The organism is Nocardioides sp. N13(2025) (assembly GCF_051912545.1).
GTDB lineage: Bacteria > Actinomycetota > Actinomycetes > Propionibacteriales > Nocardioidaceae > Nocardioides.
This window is the reverse complement of record NZ_CP196809.1, coordinates 1,898,677-1,921,598: the sequence shown is the minus strand read 5'-3', so window position 1 is coordinate 1,921,598 and position 22,922 is coordinate 1,898,677. Positions and strand designations below refer to the sequence as shown.

Annotated in this window: 24 protein-coding genes; 14 read left to right on the top strand and 10 right to left on the bottom strand. The window is 70.8% G+C overall.

Translation table 11 applies throughout. The features are described from left to right. Positions 1-67: 67 nt before the first annotated feature. The 6 genes from pgl to tkt are packed head-to-tail and all read right to left on the bottom strand — an operon-like array spanning position 68 to position 8,180. The gene (pgl, locus tag ACS3YM_RS09245) at positions 68-802 is read right to left on the bottom strand and encodes a 6-phosphogluconolactonase (RefSeq protein ID WP_439939773.1); all 735 of its coding nucleotides are present in this window, start codon (positions 800-802) and stop codon (positions 68-70) included. Continuing rightward, entirely contained in the window at positions 799-1,710 is a 912-nt protein-coding gene (locus ACS3YM_RS09240) for a glucose-6-phosphate dehydrogenase assembly protein OpcA (protein WP_439939772.1), read from the bottom strand. Before ACS3YM_RS09240 ends, pgl begins: the two co-directional genes overlap by 4 nt. Next, on the bottom strand, positions 1,710-3,242 hold the full coding sequence (gene zwf / locus ACS3YM_RS09235) for a glucose-6-phosphate dehydrogenase (protein ID WP_439939771.1): 1,533 nt from the start codon (positions 3,240-3,242) through the stop codon (positions 1,710-1,712). Before zwf ends, ACS3YM_RS09240 begins: the two co-directional genes overlap by 1 nt. Before the next feature lies 1 nt (position 3,243). Beyond that, a complete protein-coding gene (pgi, locus tag ACS3YM_RS09230) occupies positions 3,244-4,893 on the bottom strand; it encodes a glucose-6-phosphate isomerase (protein ID WP_439939770.1) in 1,650 nt (549 codons plus the stop codon). Between the two features lie 11 nt (positions 4,894-4,904). Then, a complete protein-coding gene (gene tal / locus ACS3YM_RS09225) occupies positions 4,905-6,020 on the bottom strand; it encodes a transaldolase (protein WP_439939769.1) in 1,116 nt (371 codons plus the stop codon). A 27-nt stretch (positions 6,021-6,047) separates the two neighbouring features. Further along, on the bottom strand, positions 6,048-8,180 hold the full coding sequence (tkt, locus tag ACS3YM_RS09220) for a transketolase (RefSeq protein WP_439939768.1): 2,133 nt from the start codon (positions 8,178-8,180) through the stop codon (positions 6,048-6,050). A gap of 225 nt (positions 8,181-8,405) precedes the next feature. Here tkt and ACS3YM_RS09215 point away from each other — a divergent pair, with 225 nt between their 5' ends. The 3 genes from ACS3YM_RS09215 (at position 8,406) to ACS3YM_RS09205 (ending at position 10,906) form a co-directional block, all read left to right on the top strand. Further along, complete coding sequence (locus ACS3YM_RS09215; protein ID WP_439939766.1) at positions 8,406-9,374, top strand: heme o synthase; 969 nt, start codon at positions 8,406-8,408, stop codon at positions 9,372-9,374. A 144-nt stretch (positions 9,375-9,518) separates the two neighbouring features. Continuing rightward, positions 9,519-10,430, top strand: a complete 912-nt coding sequence (locus tag ACS3YM_RS09210) for a hypothetical protein (RefSeq protein WP_439939765.1) — start codon at positions 9,519-9,521, stop codon at positions 10,428-10,430. After that, positions 10,430-10,906 carry a class F sortase gene (locus ACS3YM_RS09205; protein WP_439939764.1) on the top strand — a complete coding sequence of 159 codons (477 nt, stop codon included), beginning with the start codon at positions 10,430-10,432 and terminating at the stop codon, positions 10,904-10,906. Before ACS3YM_RS09210 ends, ACS3YM_RS09205 begins: the two co-directional genes overlap by 1 nt. Before the next feature lie 21 nt (positions 10,907-10,927). Here ACS3YM_RS09205 and ACS3YM_RS09200 read toward each other — a convergent pair whose 3' ends face one another. Genes ACS3YM_RS09200 through ACS3YM_RS09190 form a run of 3 tightly spaced genes read right to left on the bottom strand, consistent with a single transcriptional unit; the run spans position 10,928 to position 13,547 of the window. Next, the gene (locus ACS3YM_RS09200) at positions 10,928-11,860 is read right to left on the bottom strand and encodes a COX15/CtaA family protein (RefSeq protein WP_439939763.1); all 933 of its coding nucleotides are present in this window, start codon (positions 11,858-11,860) and stop codon (positions 10,928-10,930) included. Further along, on the bottom strand, positions 11,860-12,654 hold the full coding sequence (locus ACS3YM_RS09195) for an ABC transporter permease (RefSeq protein WP_439939762.1): 795 nt from the start codon (positions 12,652-12,654) through the stop codon (positions 11,860-11,862). Before ACS3YM_RS09195 ends, ACS3YM_RS09200 begins: the two co-directional genes overlap by 1 nt. Further along, on the bottom strand, positions 12,651-13,547 hold the full coding sequence (locus ACS3YM_RS09190; RefSeq protein ID WP_439939861.1) for an ABC transporter ATP-binding protein: 897 nt from the start codon (positions 13,545-13,547) through the stop codon (positions 12,651-12,653). The genes ACS3YM_RS09195 and ACS3YM_RS09190 overlap by 4 nt, the downstream gene beginning before the upstream one ends. Before the next feature lie 170 nt (positions 13,548-13,717). Here ACS3YM_RS09190 and ACS3YM_RS09185 point away from each other — a divergent pair, with 170 nt between their 5' ends. From ACS3YM_RS09185 to ACS3YM_RS09135, 11 genes are all read left to right on the top strand, one after another. Next, positions 13,718-14,398 carry a helix-turn-helix transcriptional regulator gene (locus ACS3YM_RS09185; RefSeq protein WP_439939761.1) on the top strand — a complete coding sequence of 227 codons (681 nt, stop codon included), beginning with the start codon at positions 13,718-13,720 and terminating at the stop codon, positions 14,396-14,398. After that, complete coding sequence (sufB, locus tag ACS3YM_RS09180; RefSeq protein ID WP_439939760.1) at positions 14,395-15,813, top strand: Fe-S cluster assembly protein SufB; 1,419 nt, start codon at positions 14,395-14,397, stop codon at positions 15,811-15,813. The genes ACS3YM_RS09185 and sufB overlap by 4 nt, the downstream gene beginning before the upstream one ends. A 43-nt stretch (positions 15,814-15,856) precedes the next feature. Then, positions 15,857-17,080 (top strand): Fe-S cluster assembly protein SufD, encoded by a 1,224-nt coding sequence (gene sufD / locus ACS3YM_RS09175; protein WP_439939759.1) that lies wholly within the window; start codon positions 15,857-15,859, stop codon positions 17,078-17,080. Beyond that, complete coding sequence (locus ACS3YM_RS09170; RefSeq protein ID WP_439939758.1) at positions 17,080-17,415, top strand: non-heme iron oxygenase ferredoxin subunit; 336 nt, start codon at positions 17,080-17,082, stop codon at positions 17,413-17,415. Before sufD ends, ACS3YM_RS09170 begins: the two co-directional genes overlap by 1 nt. Next, the gene (gene sufC / locus ACS3YM_RS09165; protein ID WP_439939757.1) at positions 17,412-18,173 is read left to right on the top strand and encodes a Fe-S cluster assembly ATPase SufC; all 762 of its coding nucleotides are present in this window, start codon (positions 17,412-17,414) and stop codon (positions 18,171-18,173) included. Before ACS3YM_RS09170 ends, sufC begins: the two co-directional genes overlap by 4 nt. A gap of 29 nt (positions 18,174-18,202) precedes the next feature. Beyond that, entirely contained in the window at positions 18,203-19,438 is a 1,236-nt protein-coding gene (locus ACS3YM_RS09160; protein ID WP_439939756.1) for a cysteine desulfurase, read from the top strand. Continuing rightward, complete coding sequence (sufU, locus tag ACS3YM_RS09155) at positions 19,439-19,900, top strand: Fe-S cluster assembly sulfur transfer protein SufU (RefSeq protein WP_439939755.1); 462 nt, start codon at positions 19,439-19,441, stop codon at positions 19,898-19,900. Beyond that, entirely contained in the window at positions 19,893-20,279 is a 387-nt protein-coding gene (locus ACS3YM_RS09150; RefSeq protein ID WP_439939754.1) for a metal-sulfur cluster assembly factor, read from the top strand. Before sufU ends, ACS3YM_RS09150 begins: the two co-directional genes overlap by 8 nt. Before the next feature lie 198 nt (positions 20,280-20,477). After that, the gene (locus tag ACS3YM_RS09145; RefSeq protein ID WP_439939752.1) at positions 20,478-21,260 is read left to right on the top strand and encodes an aminoglycoside adenylyltransferase domain-containing protein; all 783 of its coding nucleotides are present in this window, start codon (positions 20,478-20,480) and stop codon (positions 21,258-21,260) included. A gap of 29 nt (positions 21,261-21,289) precedes the next feature. Next, positions 21,290-21,691, top strand: a complete 402-nt coding sequence (locus tag ACS3YM_RS09140) for a hypothetical protein (protein ID WP_439939751.1) — start codon at positions 21,290-21,292, stop codon at positions 21,689-21,691. Positions 21,692-21,719: 28 nt separating this feature from the next. Beyond that, positions 21,720-22,265 carry an NYN domain-containing protein gene (locus ACS3YM_RS09135; protein WP_439939750.1) on the top strand — a complete coding sequence of 182 codons (546 nt, stop codon included), beginning with the start codon at positions 21,720-21,722 and terminating at the stop codon, positions 22,263-22,265. A gap of 30 nt (positions 22,266-22,295) precedes the next feature. Here ACS3YM_RS09135 and ACS3YM_RS09130 read toward each other — a convergent pair whose 3' ends face one another. Then, the gene (locus ACS3YM_RS09130; protein ID WP_439939749.1) at positions 22,296-22,916 is read right to left on the bottom strand and encodes a hypothetical protein; all 621 of its coding nucleotides are present in this window, start codon (positions 22,914-22,916) and stop codon (positions 22,296-22,298) included. Positions 22,917-22,922: the final 6 nt, after the last annotated feature.

The window sequence follows — 22,922 nt, the reverse complement described above, 5'->3', positions numbered from 1 at the left end:
CCCGCTCGGTGCCTTCCAGCGCGAGGAAGTGCCCGCTCGGCAGAGTTCAGCGCGAGGAAGTGCCCGGTCAGGTGGGGAGGGCCGAGGCGGCGGCCTCGTCGAGCCACCAGACGGTCTCGTCACCACGTACGCCGCGGGCGGGGGTCTCCTCGACCGTGCCCTCGTCGGCGAGGGCGCGCGCGACGGCGTCGGCCTTTCCCTCCCCGCTGGCGATGAACCACACGGCGCGGCAGCGGGCCATGGCCTCGAAGGTCAGGGTGACCCGGTCCGGTGGCGGCTTGGGGGAGTCGTGCACGGCGACGGCGATGGCGTCCGTCGCACCCAGCGCGGGGTGCCCGGGGAAGAGGGAGGCGCAGTGGCCGTCGGGGCCGATGCCGAGCATCAGCACCTCGAAGAACCCGGCGCCCTGCTCGCGCATGGTCGCGCTGTAGGCGGCGGCGGAGTCCTCGGCGGTGTCGACCTCGTCGCTCGCGGGGACCTCGTGGACGTGCGCCTCGTCGACCCCGACGTGGTCGAGCAGTGCCTCCCGGGCCTGGCCGGCGTTGCGCTCCGGTGACGCCGCCGGCACGAACCGCTCGTCGCCCCACCAGAACACCACCCGCGACCAGTCCACCGAGGAGTCCGGCGCCCGACGGGCGAGCTCGCGGTGGAGCGCATCGGCGATGGACCCGCCCGTGAGGCCGATCTGGGGCACCTCGCCGCGCGCCTGCGCTGCCTCGAGCCGGTCGAGGAGGGCGGACGCGACGTCGCCGACCAGCAGGTCGGCGTCGTCGTGGCGGCGTACGACGGGCGCGCCGCTCACGACTTCTTCTCCAGGTGGAGCAGCCGCTTGGTCACCGAGGCGTAGATGTCGTCCTCGTCGAGGTGCCGCAGCTCCTCGGCGAGCAGCTCCGGCACGCCGCGCCTCTTGAGGGCGACGGGTCGGTCGGGGCGGTCGGGCGAGGCGAACGTCGCCAGCTTGCCGTCCGAGCGGTTGATCGTGATCGGGCCCTGTCGGGTCTCCATCACGACCTCGGTGATGCCGGGGCCGTCGGAGTGCTTGCGCTCGACCGGCACCCGCAGCCGGTCGTTGAGCCAGGCGACGAGGAGGTCGGCGCTCGGGCTGATCCGCTCGGCGGTGACCGATGCCCGGGTGACCTTGAGGTGGTGCTGGTCGAGGGCGGCCGCGAGCAGGGCGCGCCACGGGGTGACCCGCGTCCACGACAGGTCGGAGTTGCCCTTGGCGTACGTCGTGGCCTGGTGCATCAACGCGCTGCGCTTGGCGCGGGTGGCCGCACCGCAGTCGGTGATGCGGCGGGTGGCGAGCGCGCCCAACGGGTCGTCGGCAGGGTCGTCGGGCGGGTCGACGGGCCACCAGATGGCGACCGGCGAGTCCGGCAGCAGCAGGGGCAGCACGACCGACTCGGGGTAGCGCACCACCTCGCCCTTGAGCCGGATGAGCGCGGTCTCCCCGCCCCAGCCGTCGCCGATCCCGACCTGGGCGTTGACCTGCGCGTGCCCCCGGCCGTCGCCGAGGATCACGCCGAGCACCCGCGAGGGGTGCTCGCGCGAGGCCTGCTTGGCGGCCTTCATCGACTCCTCGGCCTCGTCCTCGGGCACGACGATGATGAGGGTCATCACCATGCCCATGGCCGGCGACCCGGCGCGCTCGCGCACCTGCACGAAGGCAGACGCGATCGTGGATGCGTTGGTGTTCAGCAGCTCGATCATCAGGGCCTCCTCCAGGTGCGCCCGTCACGCGCCATCATCGCGTTGGCGGACTCCGGCCCCCACGTGCCGGCGTCGTAGGGCTCCGGCTTCCCCTTCTTCGCCCAGTGCTCGAGGATCGGGTCGAGGATCTTCCAGGACAGCTCGACCTCCTCGTGCCGGGGGAACAGCGGCGGGTCGCCGAGCAGGACGTCGAGGATGAGGCGCTCGTAGGCCTCGGGGGAGGCCTCGGTGAAGGAGCCGCCGTAGGCGAAGTCCATGTTGACGTCGCGGATCTCCATGGAGGTCCCCGGCACCTTGGAGCCGAAGCGCATGGTCAGGCCCTCGTCGGGCTGCACGCGGATCACCAGCGCGTTCTGGGTGAGCTCCTCGGTGGCGGTGGCCGTGAACGGCAGGTGCGGGGCCCGCTTGAACACGATCGCCACCTCGGTGACCCGTCGTCCCAGTCGCTTGCCCGCGCGCAGGTAGAACGGCACGCCCGCCCAGCGCCGGGTGTCGACGTGGAGGGTGATCGCCGCGAAGGTCTCGGTCTTCGACGTGCGCTTGATGCCCTCCTCCTCGAGGAAGCCGATCACCTTCTCGCCGCCCTGCCACCCGGAGGTGTACTGCCCGCGGGCGGTGGTCAGGTCGAGCCGGGGAGGCAGGACGACGCTGGACAGCACCTTCTGCTTCTCGTAGCGCAGGCTGTTGGCGTCGAAGGCGACGGGCTCCTCCATCGCGACCAGCGCCATCAGCTGGAGCAGGTGGTTCTGGATGACGTCGCGCGCCGCGCCGATCCCGTCGTAGTAGCCGGCGCGACCGCCGATGCCGATGTCCTCGGCCATCGTGATCTGCACGTGGTCGACGTAGTTGGAGTTCCAGATCGGCTCGAACATGTTGTTGGCGAACCGCATCGCCAGGATGTTCTGGACCGTCTCCTTGCCGAGGTAGTGGTCGATCCGGAAGACCGACCCGGACGGGAAGACGCCGTCGAGGGTGGCGTTGAGCTCCTGCGCGGAGGCGAGGTCGTGGCCGAAGGGCTTCTCCACGACCACCCGTCGCCACGAGCCCTCCGGCGGGTGGGCCATGCCGTGCTCCTGGAGCTGCTGCACCACGGTGCCGAAGAAGGACGGCGGGATGGCGAAGTAGAACGCCATGTTGCCGCCGGTGCCGCGCGCCTGGTCCAGCTCCTCGATCGTGCGCCGGAGGTTGTCGAAGGCGACGTCGTCGTCGAAGTCGCCGGGGACGAACCGGAAGCCCTCGGCGAGCTGGCGCCAGACCTCCTCGCGGAACTCGGTGCGCGCGTGCTCCTTGACCGAGTCGTGCACGATCTGGGCGAAGTCCTGGTCGGCCCAGTCGCGACGGGCGAAGCCGACCAGGCTGAAGCCGGGCGGCAGCAGGCCGCGGTTGGCCAGGTCGTAGATCGCCGGCATGACCTTCTTGCGCGAGAGGTCGCCGGTCACCCCGAACAGCACCAGCCCGCTGGGGCCGGCGATGCGAGGAAGACGACGGTCCTCGGGGTCACGCAGCGGGTTGGTCCAGGTGTCGGCGGACATGTCAGCGGCGCTGCTTCCTGTAGTAGCCGATGAGGGACTGCGTGGAGGGGTCCTGCTCGTCCAGCACGTCGGGGTCGCCGGACACCGCCGGCCCGACCTGCTGGGCCAGCTGCTTGCCGAGCTCGACGCCCCACTGGTCGAAGCTGTCGATGCCCCACACGGCACCCTCGACGAAGGTGATGTGCTCGTAGAGCGCGATGAGCTGACCCAGTACGCCCGGGGTGAGCGCCGGCGCCATGATCGAGGTGGTCGGCCGGTTGCCCGGGAAGGTCCGCGCGGCGACCAGCTCCTCGGCCACGCCCTCGGCACGCACCTCGTCGGCGGTCCTGCCGAACGCGAGCGCCTGCGTCTGGGCGAAGAAGTTGGCCAGGAACAGCTCGTGGACGTCCGTGCTCTGCCCCTCAGGCGTGGCGTCCTTGAGGGCGTACGCCGGCGTGGCGAAGGCGATGAAGTCCGCCGGGACGAGCCGGGTGCCCTGGTGAATGAGCTGGTAGAAGGCGTGCTGCCCGTTGGTGCCGGGCTCGCCCCAGAACACCTCGCCGGTGTCGTAGCCGACGGCGGTGCCGTCCCAGCGCACGCTCTTGCCGTTGGACTCCATCGTCAGCTGCTGGAGGTAGGCCGGGAACCGGTGCAGCAGCTGGGCGTAGGGCAGGACCGCGTGGGTGTGGGCGTCGAGGAAGTTGGTGTACCAGACGTTGAGCAGGCCCATCCTGATCGGCACGTTGTCCTGTGCCGGCGCGGTGCGGAAGTGCTCGTCCATCGCGTGGAAGCCGGCCAGCAGGTCGGCGAAGTGGTCGGGCCCGATGGCGATGACCAGGGACAGGCCGATGGCGGAGTCCATGGAGTAGCGACCGCCGACCCAGTCCCAGAACCCGAACGCGTTGTCGGGGTCGATCCCGAAGTCGGCGACCTTGTCGAGGGCGGTGGACACCGCGACGAAGTGCTGGGCGACGGCGGCAGCGGGGTCGCTGTCGGACGGCAGGTGCTCGAGCAGCCACGCCTTGCAGAGCCGGGCGTTGGTGAGCGTCTCGAGCGTGCCGAAGGTCTTGCTCGAGACGATGAAGAGCGTCGTCTCCGGGTCGAGCCCGGCGAGCTTCTGCCCGGCGTCGGTCGGGTCGATGTTGCTGATGAAGCGACAGGCGAGGCCGTCCTGCCGGTAGGGCTCGAGGGCCTCGTAGGCCATCACCGGACCGAGGTCGGACCCGCCGATGCCGATGTTGACGACCGTCTCGATACGACGCCCGGTCACCCCGGTCCACTCGCCCGAGCGGACGCGCTCGGCGAAGGCGTACACCCGGTCCAGCACCTCGTGCACGTCGGCCACGACGTCCTGGCCGTCGACGTGCAGCGACGCGTCGACCGGGAGGCGGAGGGCGGTGTGCAGGACCGCGCGGTCCTCGGTGACGTTGATGTGCTCACCGGCGAACATCGCGTCCCGATGGCCGAAGAGGCCCACCTCGTCGGCGAGGGCGAGCAGCGCCGCCTCCACCTCGGCGTCGAAGAGGTTCTTCGACAGGTCGACGTGGAGGTCGGCCGCGGACAGGGTCTGCTGCTCGACCCACTCGGCCGTGACGGACGAGCGCAGGTCCGGGGTGTACGCCTCGGCGAGGGCGGTGAGCCGGCCCCACGCCCCGGTGGTGGTGGGGTCCACCGGCCCGCTGGTCACGACCGTGCGGACTCGAGCGACGCGGACAGGGTGGTCTGGAGCTCGTCCCAGGCCACCACGAACTTGTCGACGCCCTCCTTGATCAGCACCGTGATCACGTCGTCGTAGTCGATCCCCGCGTCGGCGAGCGCCTGCATGTGGGCGGCGGCGTCGTCGTAGAACGGGCGCACGCGGTCGCCGCGCACCTCGCCGTGGTCGGCGACGGCGTCGAGGGTCTTCTCGGGCATCGTGTTGACGGTGTCCTCGACGACGAGGTCGACGACGTACATCGTGTCGTCGTAGTCGGGGTTCTTGACCCCGGTCGAGGCCCACAGGGGCCGCTGCTTGCGCGCACCCTTCGCCTCCAGCGCCTCCCAGCGCTCGCCGCTGAAGAACTCCTCGAACATCTGGAAGGCGAGGCGGGCGTTGGCGACGCCGGCCTTCCCGCGCAGGTCGGGGTCGGTGCCCGGGCCCTCGGTGGTGGCCTCGAGCCGCTTGTCGATCTCGGTGTCGACGCGCGAGACGAAGAACGAGGCGACCGAGTGGATGTCGGCCAGGTCGTGACCGTTGGCCAGGGCCTGCTCGAGCCCGGAGACGTAGGCCTCCATGACGTTGCGGTACTGCTCGAGGCCGAAGATCAGGGTGACGTTGACGGAGATGCCGGCCGCGATGGTCTCGGTGATGGCCGGCCAGCCCTCCTTCGTGCCGGGGATCTTGATGAGCAGGTTGGGCTCGCCGACGAGCTTCCACAGCTCGGCGGCCTCCGTCACCGTCTCGGCGGTGTCGTGGGCCAGGCCGGGGGAGACCTCGATCGAGACGCGGCCGTCGACGCCGTCGGTGGCGTCGAAGACCGGACGCAGGACCTTGCACGCCTCGCGCACGTCGTCGGTGGTGATGGTCTGGGTGGCCCGGTCGACGTCGGCGCCGGCCGCGGCGAGCTCACGCACCTGGGCGTCGTAGCGCTCGCCGTCGGCCAGGGCGGCCTGGAAGATCGCCGGGTTGGAGGTCACTCCGACCACGTTGCTGTTCTTGACCAGGTCCGCGAGGTTGCCCGTCTCCAGGCGCTCCCGGGACAGGTCGTCGAGCCAGATGGACACCCCGGCGTCGGCCAGGGCCTTGAGACGGTCGTTCATGGGTGGTGCCTCCTGTGTGGACGTGGGTCAGTCGGTCAGGGTGCGCAGGCTGTCGCGGGCGGCGTTCGCCACCGTCTCGCCGGTGATGCCGAGCTCCTCGTAGATGCGGGCGAAGTCGGCCGAGGCGCCGTAGTGGTCGATCGACACGATGCGCCCGTGGTCGCCGACGTACTCACGCCAGCCCTGCTTGACGCCCGCCTCGACCGAGACGCGGGCCTTGACGGTCGGCGGCAGCACGGTGTCGCGGTAGGCCTGCTCCTGCTCCTCGAACCACTCGAGGCACGGCAGCGAGACGACGCGGGCCCGGATGCCGTCGGCGGCGAGCAGCTCGCGCGCGGCCACGGCGACCTGCACCTCCGAGCCGGTGCCCATCAGGATCACGTCGGGCTCACCGCCGTCGACGTCGAGCAGGACGTAGCCACCGCGGTGGACGTTGCTGGTGTCGCTCCACTGCTCACCGGTCTCGCGGTCCTCGCCGCGCGGGAAGACCGGGACGTTCTGCCGGGTCAGCGCGATGCCGGCCGGGCGGTCGGTGCGCTGGAGCACCGCGTGCCAGGCGGCGGCGGTCTCGTTGGCGTCAGCGGGGCGCACGACGTCGAGGCCGGGGATCGCACGCAGCGCGGCCAGGTGCTCGATCGGCTGGTGCGTGGGGCCGTCCTCGCCCAGGCCGATGGAGTCGTGGGTCCACACGTAGGTGACCGGCAGACCCATGATCGCCGCGAGGCGGACCGAGCCGCGCATGTAGTCGCTGAAGGTGAGGAAGGTGCCGCCGAAGACGCGGGTGCCGCCGTGGAGCGCGATGCCGTTGAGGATTCCCCCCATCCCGTGCTCGCGGATGCCGAAGTGCAGCACGCGGCCCGCGAGCGGGTCGCCGCTCCACTGGTCGGTGGAGCGGCTCTGCGGGATGAAGGAGGGCGCGTCCTCGATGGTCGTGTTGTTGGACTCGGCGAGGTCGGCGGAGCCACCCCACAGCTCGGGCATGAGGCCGGCCACCGCGTTGATGACGGCGCCGGAGGCCTTGCGGGTGGCGACGCCCTTGGGGTCGGCCTCGAAGGTCGGAAGGGCCTCCGCGACGCCCTGGGGGAGTGCGCGCGTCTGCATCCGGTCGAAGAGCTCGACCACATCGGCCGAGGACGCCTCTCGCCAGGAGTCGAAGCGCTCCTGCCAGGCCGCCTGCCACTCCTTGCCGCGCGCGACGAGGGAGCGGGTGCGGTCCAGCACCTCGTCGGGCACCGCGAAGTGCGCCTCGGGATCGAGGCCGAGCACCTCCTTCGTGGCGGCGACCTCCTCCGCGCCGAGGGCGGAGCCGTGCGACTTGCCGGTGCCCTGGGCGTTGGGCGCCGGCCAGGCGATCACGGTGTGCAGCACGATCAGGCTGGGACGGTCGGTGACCTCGTGGGCCGCCCGGACCGCGGCGTAGAGCCCGGGGACGTCCTCGACGTACTCCGTGCCGCCGTTGGTCCAGTCGACGTGCTGGACGTGCCAGCCGTAGGCCTCGTAGCGGGCGCCGACGTCCTCGGTGAAGGCGACGTCGGTGTCACCCTCGATCGAGATCTGGTTGGCGTCGTAGATCATCGTGAGGTTGCCGAGCTGCTGGGTGCCCGCGATCGACGAGGCCTCGGCGCTGACGCCCTCCTCGAGGTCGCCGTCGGAGCAGATGGCGTAGACGTGGTGCGAGAACGGGGAGTCCGCCTCGTCGGTGTCGGGGTCGAGCATGCCGCGCTCACGACGCGCCGCCATGGCCATGCCGACGGCGTTGGCGACGCCTTGCCCGAGGGGGCCGGTGGTCGTCTCCACGCCCGCGGTGTGGCCGTACTCCGGGTGACCGGGCGTCTTGCTGCCCCACGTGCGCAGCGAGCGCAGGTCCTCGATCTCCAGGCCCCAGCCGCCGAGGAAGAGCTGGGTGTAGAGGGTGATCGAGCTGTGCCCGCAGGAGAGGACGAAGCGGTCGCGGCCGGTCCAGTCGGGGTCGGCCGGGTTGTGGCGCATGACCTTCTGGAAGAGCAGGTACGCCGCCGGCGCCAGGCTCATGGCGGTGCCGGGGTGGCCGTTGCCGACCTTCTGCACCGCATCCATCGCCAGTGCGCGGGCCGTGTCGACCGCGCGCGCGTCGACGTCGTCCCACTCGAGGGTGGCGGGCAGGGTGGACTTCTCGGACAACGCAGTTCCTCTCGATGGAGCCGGGGGGGCCGGGTCGATGTGCAGTCGGAGTGCAGCCAGGATCACAGTCCGACGCCGGTGGCCTCGACTGCGAGCCTAGCGTCGAGGCCGAGTAGACTCGACCCCGCCCGAGGGTGGTCGCGGACGCCGGTTCCTGGCCGTCCAGCACCCCCGGTTCCCCGCACGTCCGCGTCCCATCCGTTCGAAGTCCCACGAGGTCCCACCGTGTCCCATGCCGGTCCGCACGCCGATGCGTCTGCACGGCCGTCGACCGGTGGCGCACCCGCCGGACCCGAGGAGGCCAAGTCGTGGCGTGACGTCGTCGCGGCCTACGTCGGGCTCACCAAGCCGCGGGTCATCGAGCTGCTGCTCCTCACCACGGTCCCGGTGATGTTCTTCGCCGAACGGGGCATCCCGCCGCTCGGCCTCGTGGCCGCGACCGTCGTCGGGGGCGCGCTGTCCGCGGGCTCGGCGTCGGCCTACAACTGCGTCTACGACCGCGACATCGACGAGCAGATGCGGCGCACGCGCCGCCGGGCGCTGCCGCGCCACATCGTCTCGCCGGTGTCGGCGCTCGTCTTCGCCAGCGTGCTCGCGGTGCTCTCGACCGTCGTGCTGGCCCTGTGGGTCAACTGGCTCTCGGCGGCGCTGTCGCTGCTCGCCAACGCGTTCTACGTCTTCGTCTACACGATGCTGCTCAAGCGCCGCACCACCCAGAACATCGTCTGGGGCGGCCTCGCCGGCTGCTTCCCGGCGCTGATCGGCTGGACCGCCGTCACCGGCGAGCTCGCCTGGACGCCGGTCGTGCTGTTCCTCGTCGTCTTCTTCTGGACGCCGCCGCACACCTGGGCCCTGGCCCTGCGCTACCGCGAGGACTACCGCAACGTCGACGTCCCGATGCTCCCGGTCGTCAAGCCGGCGGCCGACGTCGGGCGCCAGATCGTCGCCTACAGCTGGGTGATGGTCGCGACGTCGCTCCTGCTCTGGCCGGTGGCCGGCACGAGCCTGGTCTACCCGCTCGCCGCTGCCGTCCTCGGCGCCGTGTTCCTCGTCGAGGCGCACCGCATGTGGCGGCGCACGCGACGCTCCGACGTGCTGAGCGAGATCAACCCGATGCGCCTCTTCCACGCCTCCAACCTCTACCTCTCGCTCCTGTTCGTCGCAGTCGCGCTCGACCCGCTGCTGGTGCGCTAGCCAATCTGAGGGAATCTTCGAGGTTTCGGGGGGAACTGCACGACTCCTCAACGGATCCTGCGGTGTCCGTGCCACGTGATTCTCGTTCGATCGGGGACGAGGAAGGGCATGCACTTTCAGGGCATCCACGGGAGGAGTAGCACCATGAATCGAGCAATGTCGCGGCTGCTGACACTGACACTGGCAGCGGGATTCGCTGTCGTCGGGTCCGCGGGGGCCGCCAACGCCTGGGACACCACGATCTCGGGCACGGTCGCGTGCGCCACGGGTGGCGGCTGGGCCGTCACGTGGCAGCTGGAGAACAAGGAGGGCAGCACGGAGACGATCACCGAGTCCAGCCGCCCCACCGTTGTTCCCGTCGGCACGACGCTGGCCGCTTCGCAGACCAAGACGTTCACCGAGACGATCACCACCAAGCCGACGGCTGACGTCACCTTGGCGTTGTCGGCGCAGTGGAGCACGGGCGAGACCTCCGACGACGAGGGCGCCATCGCGGTGGCTGACTTCTCCGACAGCTGCGTCGTGAAGACCGTCACCCCGCCCACGGTGCCGGTGGTCGACGACTGCGGTCCCGGCAACGCCCACTACGGGACGGTCCCGAGCGGACCCTGGACGGCGACGACCAACCCCGACGGCAGCCTCACCCTGACCGCAACCCCGGGCAACGTCTTCCCCAACGGCCAGACGTCGATCACGCTCCCCGCCCCCGTCGACAGCCTGGCGCCGTGCCCGGTCGCGGCCCCGCCCGTCGTCGTACCCCCTGAGGTGCTGCCCGCCGAGGTGCGCGTGGTCACGGCGAAGGCGCGGCACATCGACAAGTGCGGTCGCACGAGCGACATGTACAAGGTGGCCAAGCGTTCCGGTGTCGTCTACCGCGCCGGCGGCAAGGTCCTGCGCGAGGGTCGCTGGCTCAAGGCGACCCACCGGACGGTCACCGTCCGCGCGAAGGCAGCCGGCGCCACCTTCCGCCTCACCGGGAAGAGCGTCTGGAGGATGAGCTTCACCAACAAGCCCTGCGCGCAGGCCCCCGAGATCGCGCCCGACACCGGTGCGTGATGCGCGGCACCGCGCTCGTCACCGCGACGCTCTGCGCGACCGCGCTGGTCGGTCAGGGTGCGGCCCACGCCGCCCCTGACCGGCTCCGGATCGCCAGGACGGGCACGGACGCGGTGGTCATCGAGGTGCCCGCCCGCGACGACACGCTCGACGTGGGGTGGCAGCTGCGCGGCGCGGTCTACACGTGGTCGCGCGGCGACCCGCCCTGCGACCCCAGCGGGAGCACCGTGTACGCCGGCCACGCGTGGCGCGCCGGCAACGGCGTGGCCGACCGGTGGGGCGAGCTCCGCGCGGGCGACGTCGTCCGCGTCGCCGGGTGCCGGTTCGAGGTCACCCGGCGCGAGTTCTGGCCGGCCCGGCGCCGGATGGGACCCCTCTACTCCGTCTCGGGACCGCCGCGCATCGTGCTCGTGGCCTGCAAGGCCGACGACTACGCCAAGCGGACGGTCGTCTTCGCGCGGAAGATCGGGGGCTAGGAGGGACCGACCCCGGAGGTCTCAGGGCAGGCGGGTCGCGGCGTGGGGCTGCGGCTCGCCGCCCGCCTGCGCCTCGTGCCGGGCGCGGTGGGGCAGGACCGCCAGCGCGATCCGGGCCAGGCCGGCGGCGAGCAGGGCCGCCCCGAGCATGTGCAGGGCGACCAGTCCGACCGGCAGGTCCAGCCAGTACTGCACCCACCCGAGCAGGCCCTGGAGCAGCTCGATGACCAGCACCAGCCCGGTGACGGTCGCGAGCCAGCGGTGCCCGCCGCGGAGCGCGACGAGGAGCAGCGCGACCGTGAGGCCGACGAGGACGTAGACCGCGATCGCGTGGACGTGCGAGATCGTCGAGGGGTCGAGGCCGTTGCGCGGGGAGTCGGTGTCGCCGGCGTGGGGGCCGGCGCCGGTCACGACGGTGCCCAGGTAGAGCACGACCCACCCGGCCGCGAGGGTGGCCCAGGCCAGGGCCCGGGGCAGCGGGGGAGCGGCACCGCGGTCAGGGCTGCGGAGCTCGTCGAGGAGGGCGACGCAGACCATGATGATGGCCATCGACAGCAGGAAGTGCCCGGCCACGATCCACGGGTTGAGGTCGGTGAGCACGGTGATGCCCCCGATGACCGCCTGCAGCGGGATGCCGAGGCCGATCACGAGGCTCAACCGGGTCGCCCGGCGGTGCCGGGCACCCAGCGCGGCGAGGAAGCACAGGACGGCGACCGCCGCCAGCACGAACGTGAGGGTGCGGTTGCCGAACTCGATGACGCCGTGGATGCCGAGCTCGCCGTGGGCGACGTACGACTCGTCGCTGCACCGCGGCCACGTCGGGCAGCCGAGCCCGGAGCCGGTCAGGCGTACAGCGGCACCGGTGACCACGATGCCGATGTTGGCCAGCAGGTTGGCGACCGCGAGTGGCCAGAGCCAGCGGGCGAGACGGGTGAGCAGGGCGTTGGTGTCCATCATTCCCACCTGAAGGTCCGAGCAGTGAGCAACGTGCCGACCACGGCCCAGGCGGCGAGCACGAGCAGGGACCGGCCGTCGATCGTGGCGTCCACGAGGGCCGCCCGCATCGCCTCGCCGAGCGCGGCGGAGGGCAGCCACCCGATCGCCGGGGCCGCGGCGCCGTAGGCGCTGGTCGGGAGGACGACCCCGCCCCCGGCCATCAGCAGCAGGTAGACGAGGTTGGCCAGCGCCAGCGTGGCCTCGGCCCTGAGGACGCCGGCGACCAGGAGGCCGAGCGCGGCGAACGCGGCCGTGCCGAGGCCGACGGCCAGCGCCAGGCCCGCGACCGAGCGCGGGGGGTGCGCCAGCGTCGGCTCCCAGCCGAGGACCAGGCCCACCACGACCAGCACGACGAGCTGCAGCGCCACCACGTTGAGCAGGGCCAGGGCCTTGCCCAGCAGCAGCCCGTACCGGGGCAGGGGCGAGGAGCCCAGCAGCTTGATCACGCCGTAGCGCCTCTCGAAGCCGGTGGCGATCGCGACCGACGTGAAGGCCGTCGACATCACGGCGAGCGCGAGCACGCCCGGGGTGAGGATGTCGACGGCTCGATGACCCTCGAGGTCGATCCCGATCCGACCGGCGGCCGCGACGCCGCCCACGAGCACGATGACCGGGATGACGATCGCCAGCAGGAGCTGCTCGCCGTTGCGCAGCATGAGCCGCGACTCCATCCGCGCCTGCGCGCGCACCATGCGGGCGAGCGGCGCGCCTCCGGGGGCGGGGATGAAGGTGCCGGGTGCGGGGGTGCTCACGACGCGAGCTCCCGACCGGTGAGCTCGAGGAAGACGTCCTCGAGGTTGCGCTGGCCCAGGTTGAGCGTCTGGGGGAGCACGTCGTGCTCCTCGCACCACCGCGACACCCGGCCGAGCGTCGTCGAGTCGGCCGGACCGTGGATGAGCATGCTGACCTCGTCGAGCTGGCGGACCTCGGTGTCGGGGCCGAGCTCGGCCCGCAGCGACTCGGGGGCGCCGTCGGGGAACGGGCGGCTCACGACGAGCCGGATGGTCGCCGAGCGACCCTCCCGGGTCAGCTCGGCCGGAGTCCCGGTGGCGATGACCGAGCCGCGGTCGATGATGTGGATCCGGTCGGCCAGGTGCTCGGCCTCGTCCATGTGGTGGGTGGTGAGCACGACCGTGACGCCGTCGCCGCGGATCTCCTCCAGCAGCTCCCAGGTCGTACGCCGTCCCTGCGGGTCCATCCCCGCGGTCGGTTCGTCGACGAAGACCAGCTCGGGGCGCCCGACCAGCGCGATCGCCAGTCCCAGTCGTTGCTGCTGCCCACCGGAGAGCCGGCGGTAGGGGGTGCGGCCGCAGTCGCCCAGGCCGAGCCGGTCGCTGAGCATGGCTGTGTCGAGCGGGTGGGCGTGCAGCGACGCCATGTGCTCGAGCATCTCGTGGGCGCGCACGCCGCTCCACGCGCCGCCGGACTGGAGCATCACCCCGATGCGGGGGAGCAGCGCGGCCCGGTCGCGCTGCGGGTCCAGCCCGAGCACCCGGACGGTGCCCTGCTGGGGCGCCCGGTAGCCCTCGCACGTCTCCAGCGTGGTGGTCTTGCCGGCGCCGTTGGGGCCCAGCACCGCGGTGATCGAGCCGCGAGCCACCTGCAGGGAGAGGCCGTCGACCGCGAGCTTGTCGCCGTAGCGCATCACCAGTGCGTCGATCTCGACGGCAGGGGACGCGGTTGACACGTCCGGAAGTCTAGGTGTGCCGGGGCGGGCGACGCCCGCTCGGTCCGCCCGGTCGCCACCGCGGTGTCCCAGGTCACTTAGGGGAACCTTCCTTGAAGTGACCGGAGCATTAACGTCACACTGTCGTTGTGGAATTCACCAGGACGGCTGCGACCCCGGACGGGGACGCACCCACGCGCGACCGCGTGGCGCGCACGATCCTGGAGAACGGGCCCAGCACGGCTGCCGACCTCGCCGGCCGGCTCGACCTCACGCCCGCCGCCGTACGCCGCCACCTCGACCACCTCGTCGTGGAGGGTGTCGTGGAGTCGCGCGACCAGAAGGTCTACGGCACGCGCGGCCGCGGTCGCCCGGCCAAGGTCTTCGCCCTGACCGAGGCCGGTCGCGACAGCTTCGACCAGCAGTACGACGACCTCGCCGTGCAGGCGATGCGGTTCCTGGCCGAGACGCAGGGCGAGGAGGCCGTGGTCGCCTTCGCCCGGCGCCGGGTCGAGTTCGTCGAGCGCGACTACGCCTCGGTGATGGCCGTCGACCCCGACCTGACGCCCGCCGAGGCGCTGGCCCGGGTGTTCACCCAGAACGGCTACGCCGCCTCGGTGCGCGACCTGCCGGTGCTCGGTGAGCAGCTGTGCCAGCAGCACTGCCCGGTGTCCCACGTGGCCCACGAGTTCCCCCAGCTGTGCGAGGCCGAGACCGAGGCCATCGCCTCCGTGCTCGGCACCCACGTCCAACGCCTGGCGACGATCGCCCACGGCGACGGCGTCTGCACGACCTGCATCCCCCAGACCCCGAAGAAGGAGAAGGCATGACCTCCATCGAAGAACTCAACCCGGAGCTCAAGGGCATCGGCAAGTACGAGTTCGGCTGGGCCGACTCCGACACCGCGGGTGCCGCCGCCACGCGCGGGCTCAACGAGGACGTCGTGCGCGACATCTCCGGCAAGAAGTCCGAGCCGCAGTGGATGCTCGACCTGCGCCTGAAGGGCCTCAAGCTCTTCCACCGCAAGCCGATGCCGACGTGGGGCTCGGACCTCTCGACGATCGACTTCGACAACATCAAGTACTTCGTGCGCTCCTCGGAGAAGCAGGCCACCTCGTGGGAGGACCTGCCCGAGGACATCAAGAACACCTACGACAAGCTCGGCATCCCGGAGGCGGAGAAGCAGCGCCTGGTCGCCGGTGTCGCCGCGCAGTACGAGTCGGAGGTCGTCTACCACTCGATCCGTGAGGACCTCGAGGAGAAGGGTGTCATCTTCGTCGACACCGACACCGCGCTGAAGGAGCACGAGGAGCTCTTCAAGGAGTACTTCGGCACCGTCATCCCGGTCGGCGACAACAAGTTCGCCGCGCTCAACACCTCGGTGTGGTCGGGCGGCTCGTTCATCTACGTGCCCAAGGGCGTCCACGTCGACATCCCGCTGCAGGCCTACTTCCGGATCAACACCGAGAACATGGGCCAGTTCGAGCGGACGCTGATCATCGCCGACGAGGACTCCTACGTGCACTACGTCGAGGGCTGCACGGCGCCGATCTACTCCTCCGACTCGCTGCACTCCGCGGTCGTCGAGATCGTCGTGAAGAAGGGCGCCCGCGTCCGCTACACGACCATCCAGAACTGGTCGAACAACGTCTACAACCTCGTCACCAAGCGCGCCACCTGCGAGGCCGGAGCGACCATGGAGTGGGTCGACGGCAACATCGGCTCGAAGGTGACCATGAAGTACCCCGCGGTCTACCTCATGGGCGAGCACGCCAAGGGCGAGACGCTCTCCATCGCGTTCGCCGGCGAGGGTCAGCACCAGGACGCCGGCGCCAAGATGGTGCACGCCGCACCGCACACCTCGAGCTCGATCCTGAGCAAGTCGGTGGCGCGCGGCGGCGGGCGTACGTCGTACCGCGGGCTGATCCAGGTCAACGAGGGCGCACACGGCTCGAAGTCCAACGTGCTCTGCGACGCGCTGCTGGTCGACCAGATCAGCCGCAGCGACACCTACCCCTACGTCGACATCCGCGAGGACGACGTGTCGATGGGCCACGAGGCGAGCGTCTCCAAGGTCTCCGACGACCAGCTCTTCTACCTGATGTCACGCGGCATGGAGCAGGACGAGGCCATGGCGATGATCGTGCGCGGCTTCGTCGAGCCGATCGCCAAGGAGCTGCCGATGGAGTACGCCCTCGAGCTCAACCGCCTGATCGAGCTGCAGATGGAGGGCGCGGTCGGTTGATCCGGCCGACGCCGTCTTGTCACGCAACGAAGAAAGTAGAGCTTTGACAGTCACCACCGATTCCGTTCGCTCCGCGCTGGAGCAGGCCCCCGCGCTGGACAAGGTCGAGAGCCACCTCCACCCGGCCGGCTCGTTCGACGTCGCCGACCACACGGTGCCCACCGGCCGTGAGGAGATCTGGCGCTTCACCCCGCTCAAGCGGCTCAAGGGCCTGCACGCCGACGCCCCGCTCGACGGCCGGAACACGAAGGCCACCTGGAACGCCCCCGAGGGCGTCTCGGTGGGCGTCGTCACCGGCGACGAGGCGAGGTCGCTGCGCGGCGTGAGCGGCTGGGCGCCCAACACGCGGTTCACCGCCCGGGTGCTGGCGGAGGTCCCCGCGACCCTGCTCGTCGACGTGCCTGCTGACACCGAGGTCTCCGAGCCCGTCGTGGTCGAGGTGGAGGGCACCGACGCCGACGTGACGAGCGGAGCCCACGTGGTGCTGCGCTTCGGTCGGCACAGCAAGGCCGTCGTCGTCCTCAACCACGTCGGCTCCGCGGCCGTCTCCGCGGTCGTCGAGGTCGTGGTGGCCGACGGCGCCGAGGCCAACGTGGTCTCCATCCAGGACTGGGCCGACGACGCCGTCCACCTGTCCCACCACCAGGCGCGCGTGGGTCGCGACGCGAGCTACCAGCACGCGGCGATCTCCTTCGGCGGCGACCTGGTCCGGATGGACGCCAACGTGACCTACGACGGTCCCGGTGGCTCCGCCGAGCTGCTCGGTCTCTACTTCGCCGACGCCGGCCAGCACATCGAGCACCGGATCTTCGCCGACCACACGGCGCCGCGCACCAAGTCCCACGCCGTCTACAAGGGCGCGTTGCAGGGCGAGAAGGCGCACACGGTCTGGGTCGGCAACGTGCTGATCCGCAAGGTCGCCGAGGGCATCGAGACCTACGAGGAGAACCGCAACCTCGTCCTGACCGACGGCTGCCAGGCCGACTCGATCCCCAACCTCGAGATCGAGACCGGCGAGATCGAGGGCGCCGGCCACGCGTCGGCCACCGCGCGCTTCGACGACGAGCAGCTCTTCTACCTCCAGTCGCGCGGTGTCTCGGAGAAGGAGGCCCAGCGGCTGGTCGTGCACGGCTTCTTCAACGACCTGATCAAGAAGGTCGGCGTCCCCTCCATCGAGGAGCGGCTGATGTCCACCGTCGAGGCCGAGCTCGCCAAGAACGTCCTCAAGGACCCCGGGTCCCTCGCCGCCTTCGGATCGGACGACTGATGGCTTTCGAACGCGCCTGCTCGCTCGACGAGGTGCCGACCGACCAGGCCCTCGCGGTCACGCTCGGACGCTACGACCTCGCGATCGCCCGCAACGGCGACGAGGTCTTCGCCCTCGAGAACACGTGCAGCCACGCCGAGGTCGCGCTGACCGAGGGCGAGGTCGCCGACTGCCAGATCGAGTGCTGGCTTCACGGGTCGATGTTCGACCTGCGCACCGGCAAGCCCACCAACCTCCCCGCGACCGAGCCGGTCGCCACCTTCCCGATCGAGGTACGCGGCACGGACGTGTACGTCGACACCGAGACCACCCTGAACGGAGTCACCCCCGCATGAGCAAGCTCGTCATCACCGACCTCCACGTCACCGTCGACACCGAGGACGGCCCCAAGGAGATCCTCAAGGGCGTCACCCTCACGATCAAGGAGGGCGAGACCCACGCGATCATGGGGCCCAACGGCTCGGGCAAGTCGACGCTGGCCTACTCCATCGCGGGCCACCCGAAGTACACGATCACCAGCGGCTCGGTGACCCTCGACGGCCAGGACGTCCTGGCGCTCTCCGTCGACGAGCGCGCCCGCGCCGGCCTGTTCCTCGCGATGCAGTACCCCGTCGAGGTCCCCGGTGTCTCGGTGTCCAACTTCCTGCGCACCGCCAAGACCGCCATCGACGGCGAGGCGCCCAAGCTGCGCACGTGGGTCAAGGACGTCAACGGCGCCCTCGAGCGGCTCAACCTCGACTCCACCTTCGCCCAGCGCTCGGTCAACGAGGGCTTCTCCGGCGGTGAGAAGAAGCGCCACGAGATCGCGCAGCTCGAGCTGCTCGACCCCCAGGTCGCGGTGCTCGACGAGACCGACTCCGGCCTCGACATCGACGCGCTCAAGATCGTCTCCGAGGGCGTGAACCGCTTCCGCGAGCGCGAGGGCAAGGGTGTCCTGCTGATCACCCACTACACCCGCATCCTGCGCTACATCCAGCCCGACTACGTCCACGTCTTCGTCGACGGCAAGGTCGCCGAGTCCGGCGGCAAGGAGCTCGCCGACCAGCTCGAGGCCGAGGGCTACGACAAGTACCTCAACCCCGCCACGGCCTGACCCACCGCACGCTGACAAGGGAGACCATCATGGAAGGACTGCTTCCGGATCTCGACGTGATCCGCAAGGACTTCCCGATCCTCGAGCGCACGCTCGCGGGCGGAGTGCCGCTCGTCTACCTCGACAGCGCCAACACCTCGCAGAAGCCGCAGGTCGTCATCGACACGATGGTCGACCACCTCGAGCGGCACAACGCCAACATCGCGCGCGCCATGCACCAGCTCGGTGCGGAGTCGACCGAGGCCTACGAGGCGGCGCGCGACAAGGTGGCGGCCTTCGTCAACGCGCCCTCGCGCAACGAGGTGATCTTCACCAAGAACGCCACCGAGGCGCTCAACCTCCTGGCCCGCACGATCGACCTCGGCCCCGGCGACAACGTCGTCATCACCGAGATGGAGCACCACTCCAACATCGTGTCGTGGCAGCTGGCGTGCGAGCGCTCCGGTGCCGAGCTGCGCTGGTTCGGCCTGACCGACGACGGCCGGCTCGACCTCAGCAACGCCGACCAGCTCGTCGACGAGCACACCAAGGTGGTCGCGTTCACCTGGGTGTCCAACATGCTCGGGACGATCAACCCGGTCGTCGACCTGGTGGAGCGGGCCAAGGCGTTCGGCGCCCTGTCGGTCATCGACGCCTCGCAGGCCGCGCCGCAGCTCCCCGTCGACGTACAGGCCGTGGGGTGCGACTTCCTGGTATTCACCGGCCACAAGGTCACCGGCCCGACGGGCATCGGCGTGCTGTGGGGCCGCGAGGAGCTGCTCAACGAGCTGCCGCCCTTCCACGGTGGCGGCGAGATGATCGAGACCGTCACCATGGCGCGCTCGACCTACGCCAAGGTGCCGCACCGCTTCGAGGCGGGCACGCCGCCGATCGTCGAGGCGATCGGGCTGGGCTGCGCGGTCGACTACCTCGGCCACATCGGCCTGGACGCGATCCACCGCCACGAGCAGGCGATCACGGCGTACGCCCTCGAGGGCCTGCAGTCCGTGCCGGGCGTGACCGTGCTCGGCCCGCTCGACGCCACGCAACGCGGCGGCGCGATCGCCTTCGAGCTCGACGGCGTCCACCCCCACGACATCGCGCAGGTCCTCGACTCGCGCGGCGTCGCGGTGCGCGCCGGCCACCACTGCGCCAAGCCGGCGCACGCCCGCTTCGGCGTGCAGAGCTCGACGCGGATGTCGTCCTACCTCTACACGACGCCCGCGGAGATCGACGCGCTGGTCGAGGCGCTCCACCACACCCGCAGCTACTTCAAGGTGGGCTGAATGAGCACCGAGCTCGACTCGCTGTACCAGGAGATCATCCTGGACCACTACAAGAACCCGCACCACAAGGGCCTGCGTGACCCCTTCGAGGCCGAGGTCCACCACGTCAACCCGACGTGCGGCGACGAGGTGACCCTGCGCGTGCACCTCTCGGACGGCGTCGTCGAGGACGTGTCGTACGACAGCGTCGGCTGCTCGATCTCGCAGGCGTCGGCCTCGGTGCTGACCGACCTCGTCATCGGCAAGCCGCTCGACGAGGCGATGTCGATCCACGGGACCTTCCTCGAGCTCATGCAGGGCAAGGGTCAGGTCGAGCCCGATGAGGACGTCCTCGAGGACGGCATCGCGTTCGCCGGTGTCGCCAAGTTCCCCGCGCGCGTGAAGTGCGCGCTCCTCTCCTGGATGGCGTGGAAGGACGCGACCACCCAGGCCCAGACCGACCAAGGAGATTCCCATGAGTGAGTCCATCGACCACGGCGACCTCCCCGAGGTCCCCGAGGCCACCCTCGACGGGGCCGGCGGCGGCACCGCGACGGTCACCGTCGACGACGTCACCGAGGCGATGAAGGACGTCGTCGACCCCGAGCTCGGCATCAACGTCGTCGACCTCGGCCTCGTCTACGGCGTGCACCTCGACGAGCACAGCAACGCCGTCCTCGACATGACGCTGACCTCCGCCGCGTGCCCACTGACCGACGTGATCACCGACCAGACCGAGTCTGCGCTCGAGGGCCTGGTCGGCGACGTCGCGATCAACTGGGTCTGGATGCCGCCGTGGGGCCCGGACAAGATCACCGACGACGGTCGCGAGCAGCTGCGGGCCCTCGGCTTCAACGTCTGAGGCACGAGGTCACGAGCGCCTCCTCGACCCTGGCGGCGTACGACATCCTGTATCTCGACCCTGGCGGCAGACGACAGGCAGCACGGCGACAAGGACGTTGTATGCCGCCACCCTTGCGCGGCGAGATGACGTATGCCGCCACCGTGACGAGCCGATAATCCGTGGCGGCGCGGGAGTGCGCGGGCGCACACTCCATCCGTGCTGAACCCCCACCCCACGCGCTACGCCGAGCTCAACGGCGTGCTGCACGACCTCGTCACCGGCGCCCAGGCCGCGCTGGGGGAGTCGTTCATGGGCGCCTACCTGCAGGGCTCGTTCGCACTCGGCGCGGGCGACCTGCACAGCGACTGCGACTTCCTCGTCGTGGTCCGCGAGCGGCCGACGGCGGAGCAGGAGGCCGCACTGCGCGCACTGCACCGTGACCTGCCGCACCGTGACGGCGCCTGGCACCGGCACCTCGAGGGGTCGTACGCCGTCGCAGCCGACCTGCGCACCACCGAGGGCCTGGGGCGGGAGTGGCTCTACGTCGACCACGGCCACGACGAGATGGAGTGGTCCGAGCACTGCAACCAGCCGTGGACCCGCTGGATCCTGCGCGAGCACGGCATCACGCTCGTCGGTCCCTGCCCCGTCGAGCTGATGGACCCGGTGCCCGACGAGGTGCTGCGCGGGCAGGCCCGCGCCGGGCTGGCGACGCTCGCCGACGACGTCCTCCGGTGGTGCCCCTCGGACATCGCGTGGTGCCAGCGCTACCTCGTGGTGCAGGCCTCGCGCAGCCTCTACACGGTGCGCACGGGGGAGGTGGCCAGCAAGCGCGACGCCCTGCGCTGGTCGATGGTGCACGAGGACCCGCGGTGGCGCCCGCTGCTCCAGCAGGTGCTGGCCGACCGCGACCGGGGCTTCGACCCCGACGATGCGCCGCGCCCGGGTGAGCTGGACCAGGCGCGGGAGTTCGCGGCGTACGTCGCGGCTGTGGCCTGACGTTGCGCCCGGCTGGCTAGGCTCCGGGCATGGAGCAGCCCGAGGTCGACCCCAGTGCCGTCGAGCTGAGCGAGGTCGAGTTCGACCACGAGGAGCTGCGGGTCTTCTGGGAGCTCGCCCGCTACCACGCCAAGCTCAACGCCGCCCCGACCTACTTCGGGCCGACCACGCTGGAGTCCGTGCCACCGCCGGCGTGGGCGTACGGCGACTCGGTGGAGGAGTCCGACGCGTTCGTCGCCCAGGTCCTGGCCGACGAGCAGGGTCGGACGACCGCCGCGGCGGCCGACTACGGCGACGAGCTGCCCGAGGTGGGCGTGCTGTCGATCCTCTGCGACGGCTCGGGCGTGCCGCGCGCGCTGGTGGAGGTCGCCGACGTGGCGCTGGCGGGCGACGAGGTCGTCGAGTCGTTCAGGGTCGTCTACCAGACCTGATCGCAGGGGCGTGTGGGAGAGTCCTCGCATGGCCGAGCGGATGACCTACCTCCTCGTCGACGGGGAGAACATCGACGCCACCCTGGGCACCTCGATCCTGGGGCGCCGGCCCCGGCCCGAGGAGCGGCCGCGGTGGGACCGGCTGCTCGAGTGGGCCGAGCGGGCCTTCGACCAGGACGTCACCGGCCTGTTCTTCCTCGCCGCCGGCAGCGAGCTGCCCACGAGCTTCGTCCAGGCCCTGCTGGCGATCGGCTTCAAGCCGGTCCCGCTGAGCGGCGAGGGCAAGATCGTCGACATCGCCATCCAGCGCACCGCCGAGGCACTGGTCGAGCGGCCGGCCGACGTCGTGCTGGTCAGCCATGACGGCGACTTCGTCGACCAGGTCTCCGCGCTGTGCGACGGCAGCCGTCAGGTCGGCGTCATCGGCTTCACCGAGTTCGTGAACTCGCAGTTCCGCAACCTCCCGGGACTGCGCATCCTCGACCTCGAGTACGACATCGGGGCCTTCAACTCGTCGCTGCCCCGGATCCGGATCATCCCGATCGACGAGTTCGACCCGCTCGACTTCATCTGAGGCTGGGTCCGAGGCCAGGCGGCCGTCCGTTCAGCGACGGCCGCCGCGCACCTTGGTGATCCAGTAGTCCGCGGTCGTGGGCGAGCTCGTGCCGAACCGCGCGTTGGGCAGGTAGAGGTGGGTGCCGAAGCGGGCGAGGGTCGTCGGGACGTCGAAGTCGTCCGAGGTGATCGTGCGCACGACATCGCCGCTCAGGCCGGTGCGGTCCAGGCGCAGCACCACGACGGTGTCCTCCTGGTTGCGCACGACGTAGAGCAGCCGGCCGTGCCGCAGCAGGCCGTCGCCCGCCTTGAGGGACACGGTGTCGACCTCGGTCGCCACGCCGGTCGTCTCGACCCGGTAGAGCTTGCCGGTCTCGGAGTTCACCACGAGCAGCGCCTTGCCGCCGGGGGCGGTGGCGATGCCGTTGGCGCCGAAGCCGGTGCCCTGCACCCACTCTCCGGTGAGCGTCACGGGTGTCGCGGTCGCCGCCGGCGCGCCTCCCTCACCACGGTCGAGCCGGTAGAGCCGGGGGACCCCGGAATCGGTGAACCAAGCCGCCTTGCGGGTCAGCACGACGTCGTTGACGAACGCGCCACCCAGTGCGTACGACGTGATCGCGCCGCTGCCCGTGTCGATGACCCGCGCCGTCCCCGAGGGGCCGCCGGCCACGTAGAG

What these genes read in the sequence shown, in the direction of transcription:
- ACS3YM_RS09240 (WP_439939772.1), bottom strand. Translation starts at nt 1,710, where the DNA reads ATGATCGAGCTGCTGAACACCAACGCATCCACGATCGCGTCTGCCTTC.
- zwf (WP_439939771.1), bottom strand. Translation starts at nt 3,242, where the DNA reads ATGTCCGCCGACACCTGGACCAACCCGCTGCGTGACCCCGAGGACCGT.
- tal (WP_439939769.1), bottom strand. Translation starts at nt 6,020, where the DNA reads ATGAACGACCGTCTCAAGGCCCTGGCCGACGCCGGGGTGTCCATCTGG.
- ACS3YM_RS09210 (WP_439939765.1), top strand. Translation starts at nt 9,519, where the DNA reads ATGAATCGAGCAATGTCGCGGCTGCTGACACTGACACTGGCAGCGGGA.
- ACS3YM_RS09205 (WP_439939764.1), top strand. Translation starts at nt 10,430, where the DNA reads ATGCGCGGCACCGCGCTCGTCACCGCGACGCTCTGCGCGACCGCGCTG.
- ACS3YM_RS09200 (WP_439939763.1), bottom strand. Translation starts at nt 11,860, where the DNA reads ATGGACACCAACGCCCTGCTCACCCGTCTCGCCCGCTGGCTCTGGCCA.
- ACS3YM_RS09190 (WP_439939861.1), bottom strand. Translation starts at nt 13,547, where the DNA reads ATGCGCTACGGCGACAAGCTCGCGGTCGACGGCCTCTCCCTGCAGGTG.
- sufB (WP_439939760.1), top strand. Translation starts at nt 14,395, where the DNA reads ATGACCTCCATCGAAGAACTCAACCCGGAGCTCAAGGGCATCGGCAAG.
- ACS3YM_RS09170 (WP_439939758.1), top strand. Translation starts at nt 17,080, where the DNA reads ATGGCTTTCGAACGCGCCTGCTCGCTCGACGAGGTGCCGACCGACCAG.
- sufC (WP_439939757.1), top strand. Translation starts at nt 17,412, where the DNA reads ATGAGCAAGCTCGTCATCACCGACCTCCACGTCACCGTCGACACCGAG.
- ACS3YM_RS09160 (WP_439939756.1), top strand. Translation starts at nt 18,203, where the DNA reads ATGGAAGGACTGCTTCCGGATCTCGACGTGATCCGCAAGGACTTCCCG.
- sufU (WP_439939755.1), top strand. Translation starts at nt 19,439, where the DNA reads ATGAGCACCGAGCTCGACTCGCTGTACCAGGAGATCATCCTGGACCAC.
- ACS3YM_RS09150 (WP_439939754.1), top strand. Translation starts at nt 19,893, where the DNA reads ATGAGTGAGTCCATCGACCACGGCGACCTCCCCGAGGTCCCCGAGGCC.
- ACS3YM_RS09140 (WP_439939751.1), top strand. Translation starts at nt 21,290, where the DNA reads ATGGAGCAGCCCGAGGTCGACCCCAGTGCCGTCGAGCTGAGCGAGGTC.
- ACS3YM_RS09135 (WP_439939750.1), top strand. Translation starts at nt 21,720, where the DNA reads ATGGCCGAGCGGATGACCTACCTCCTCGTCGACGGGGAGAACATCGAC.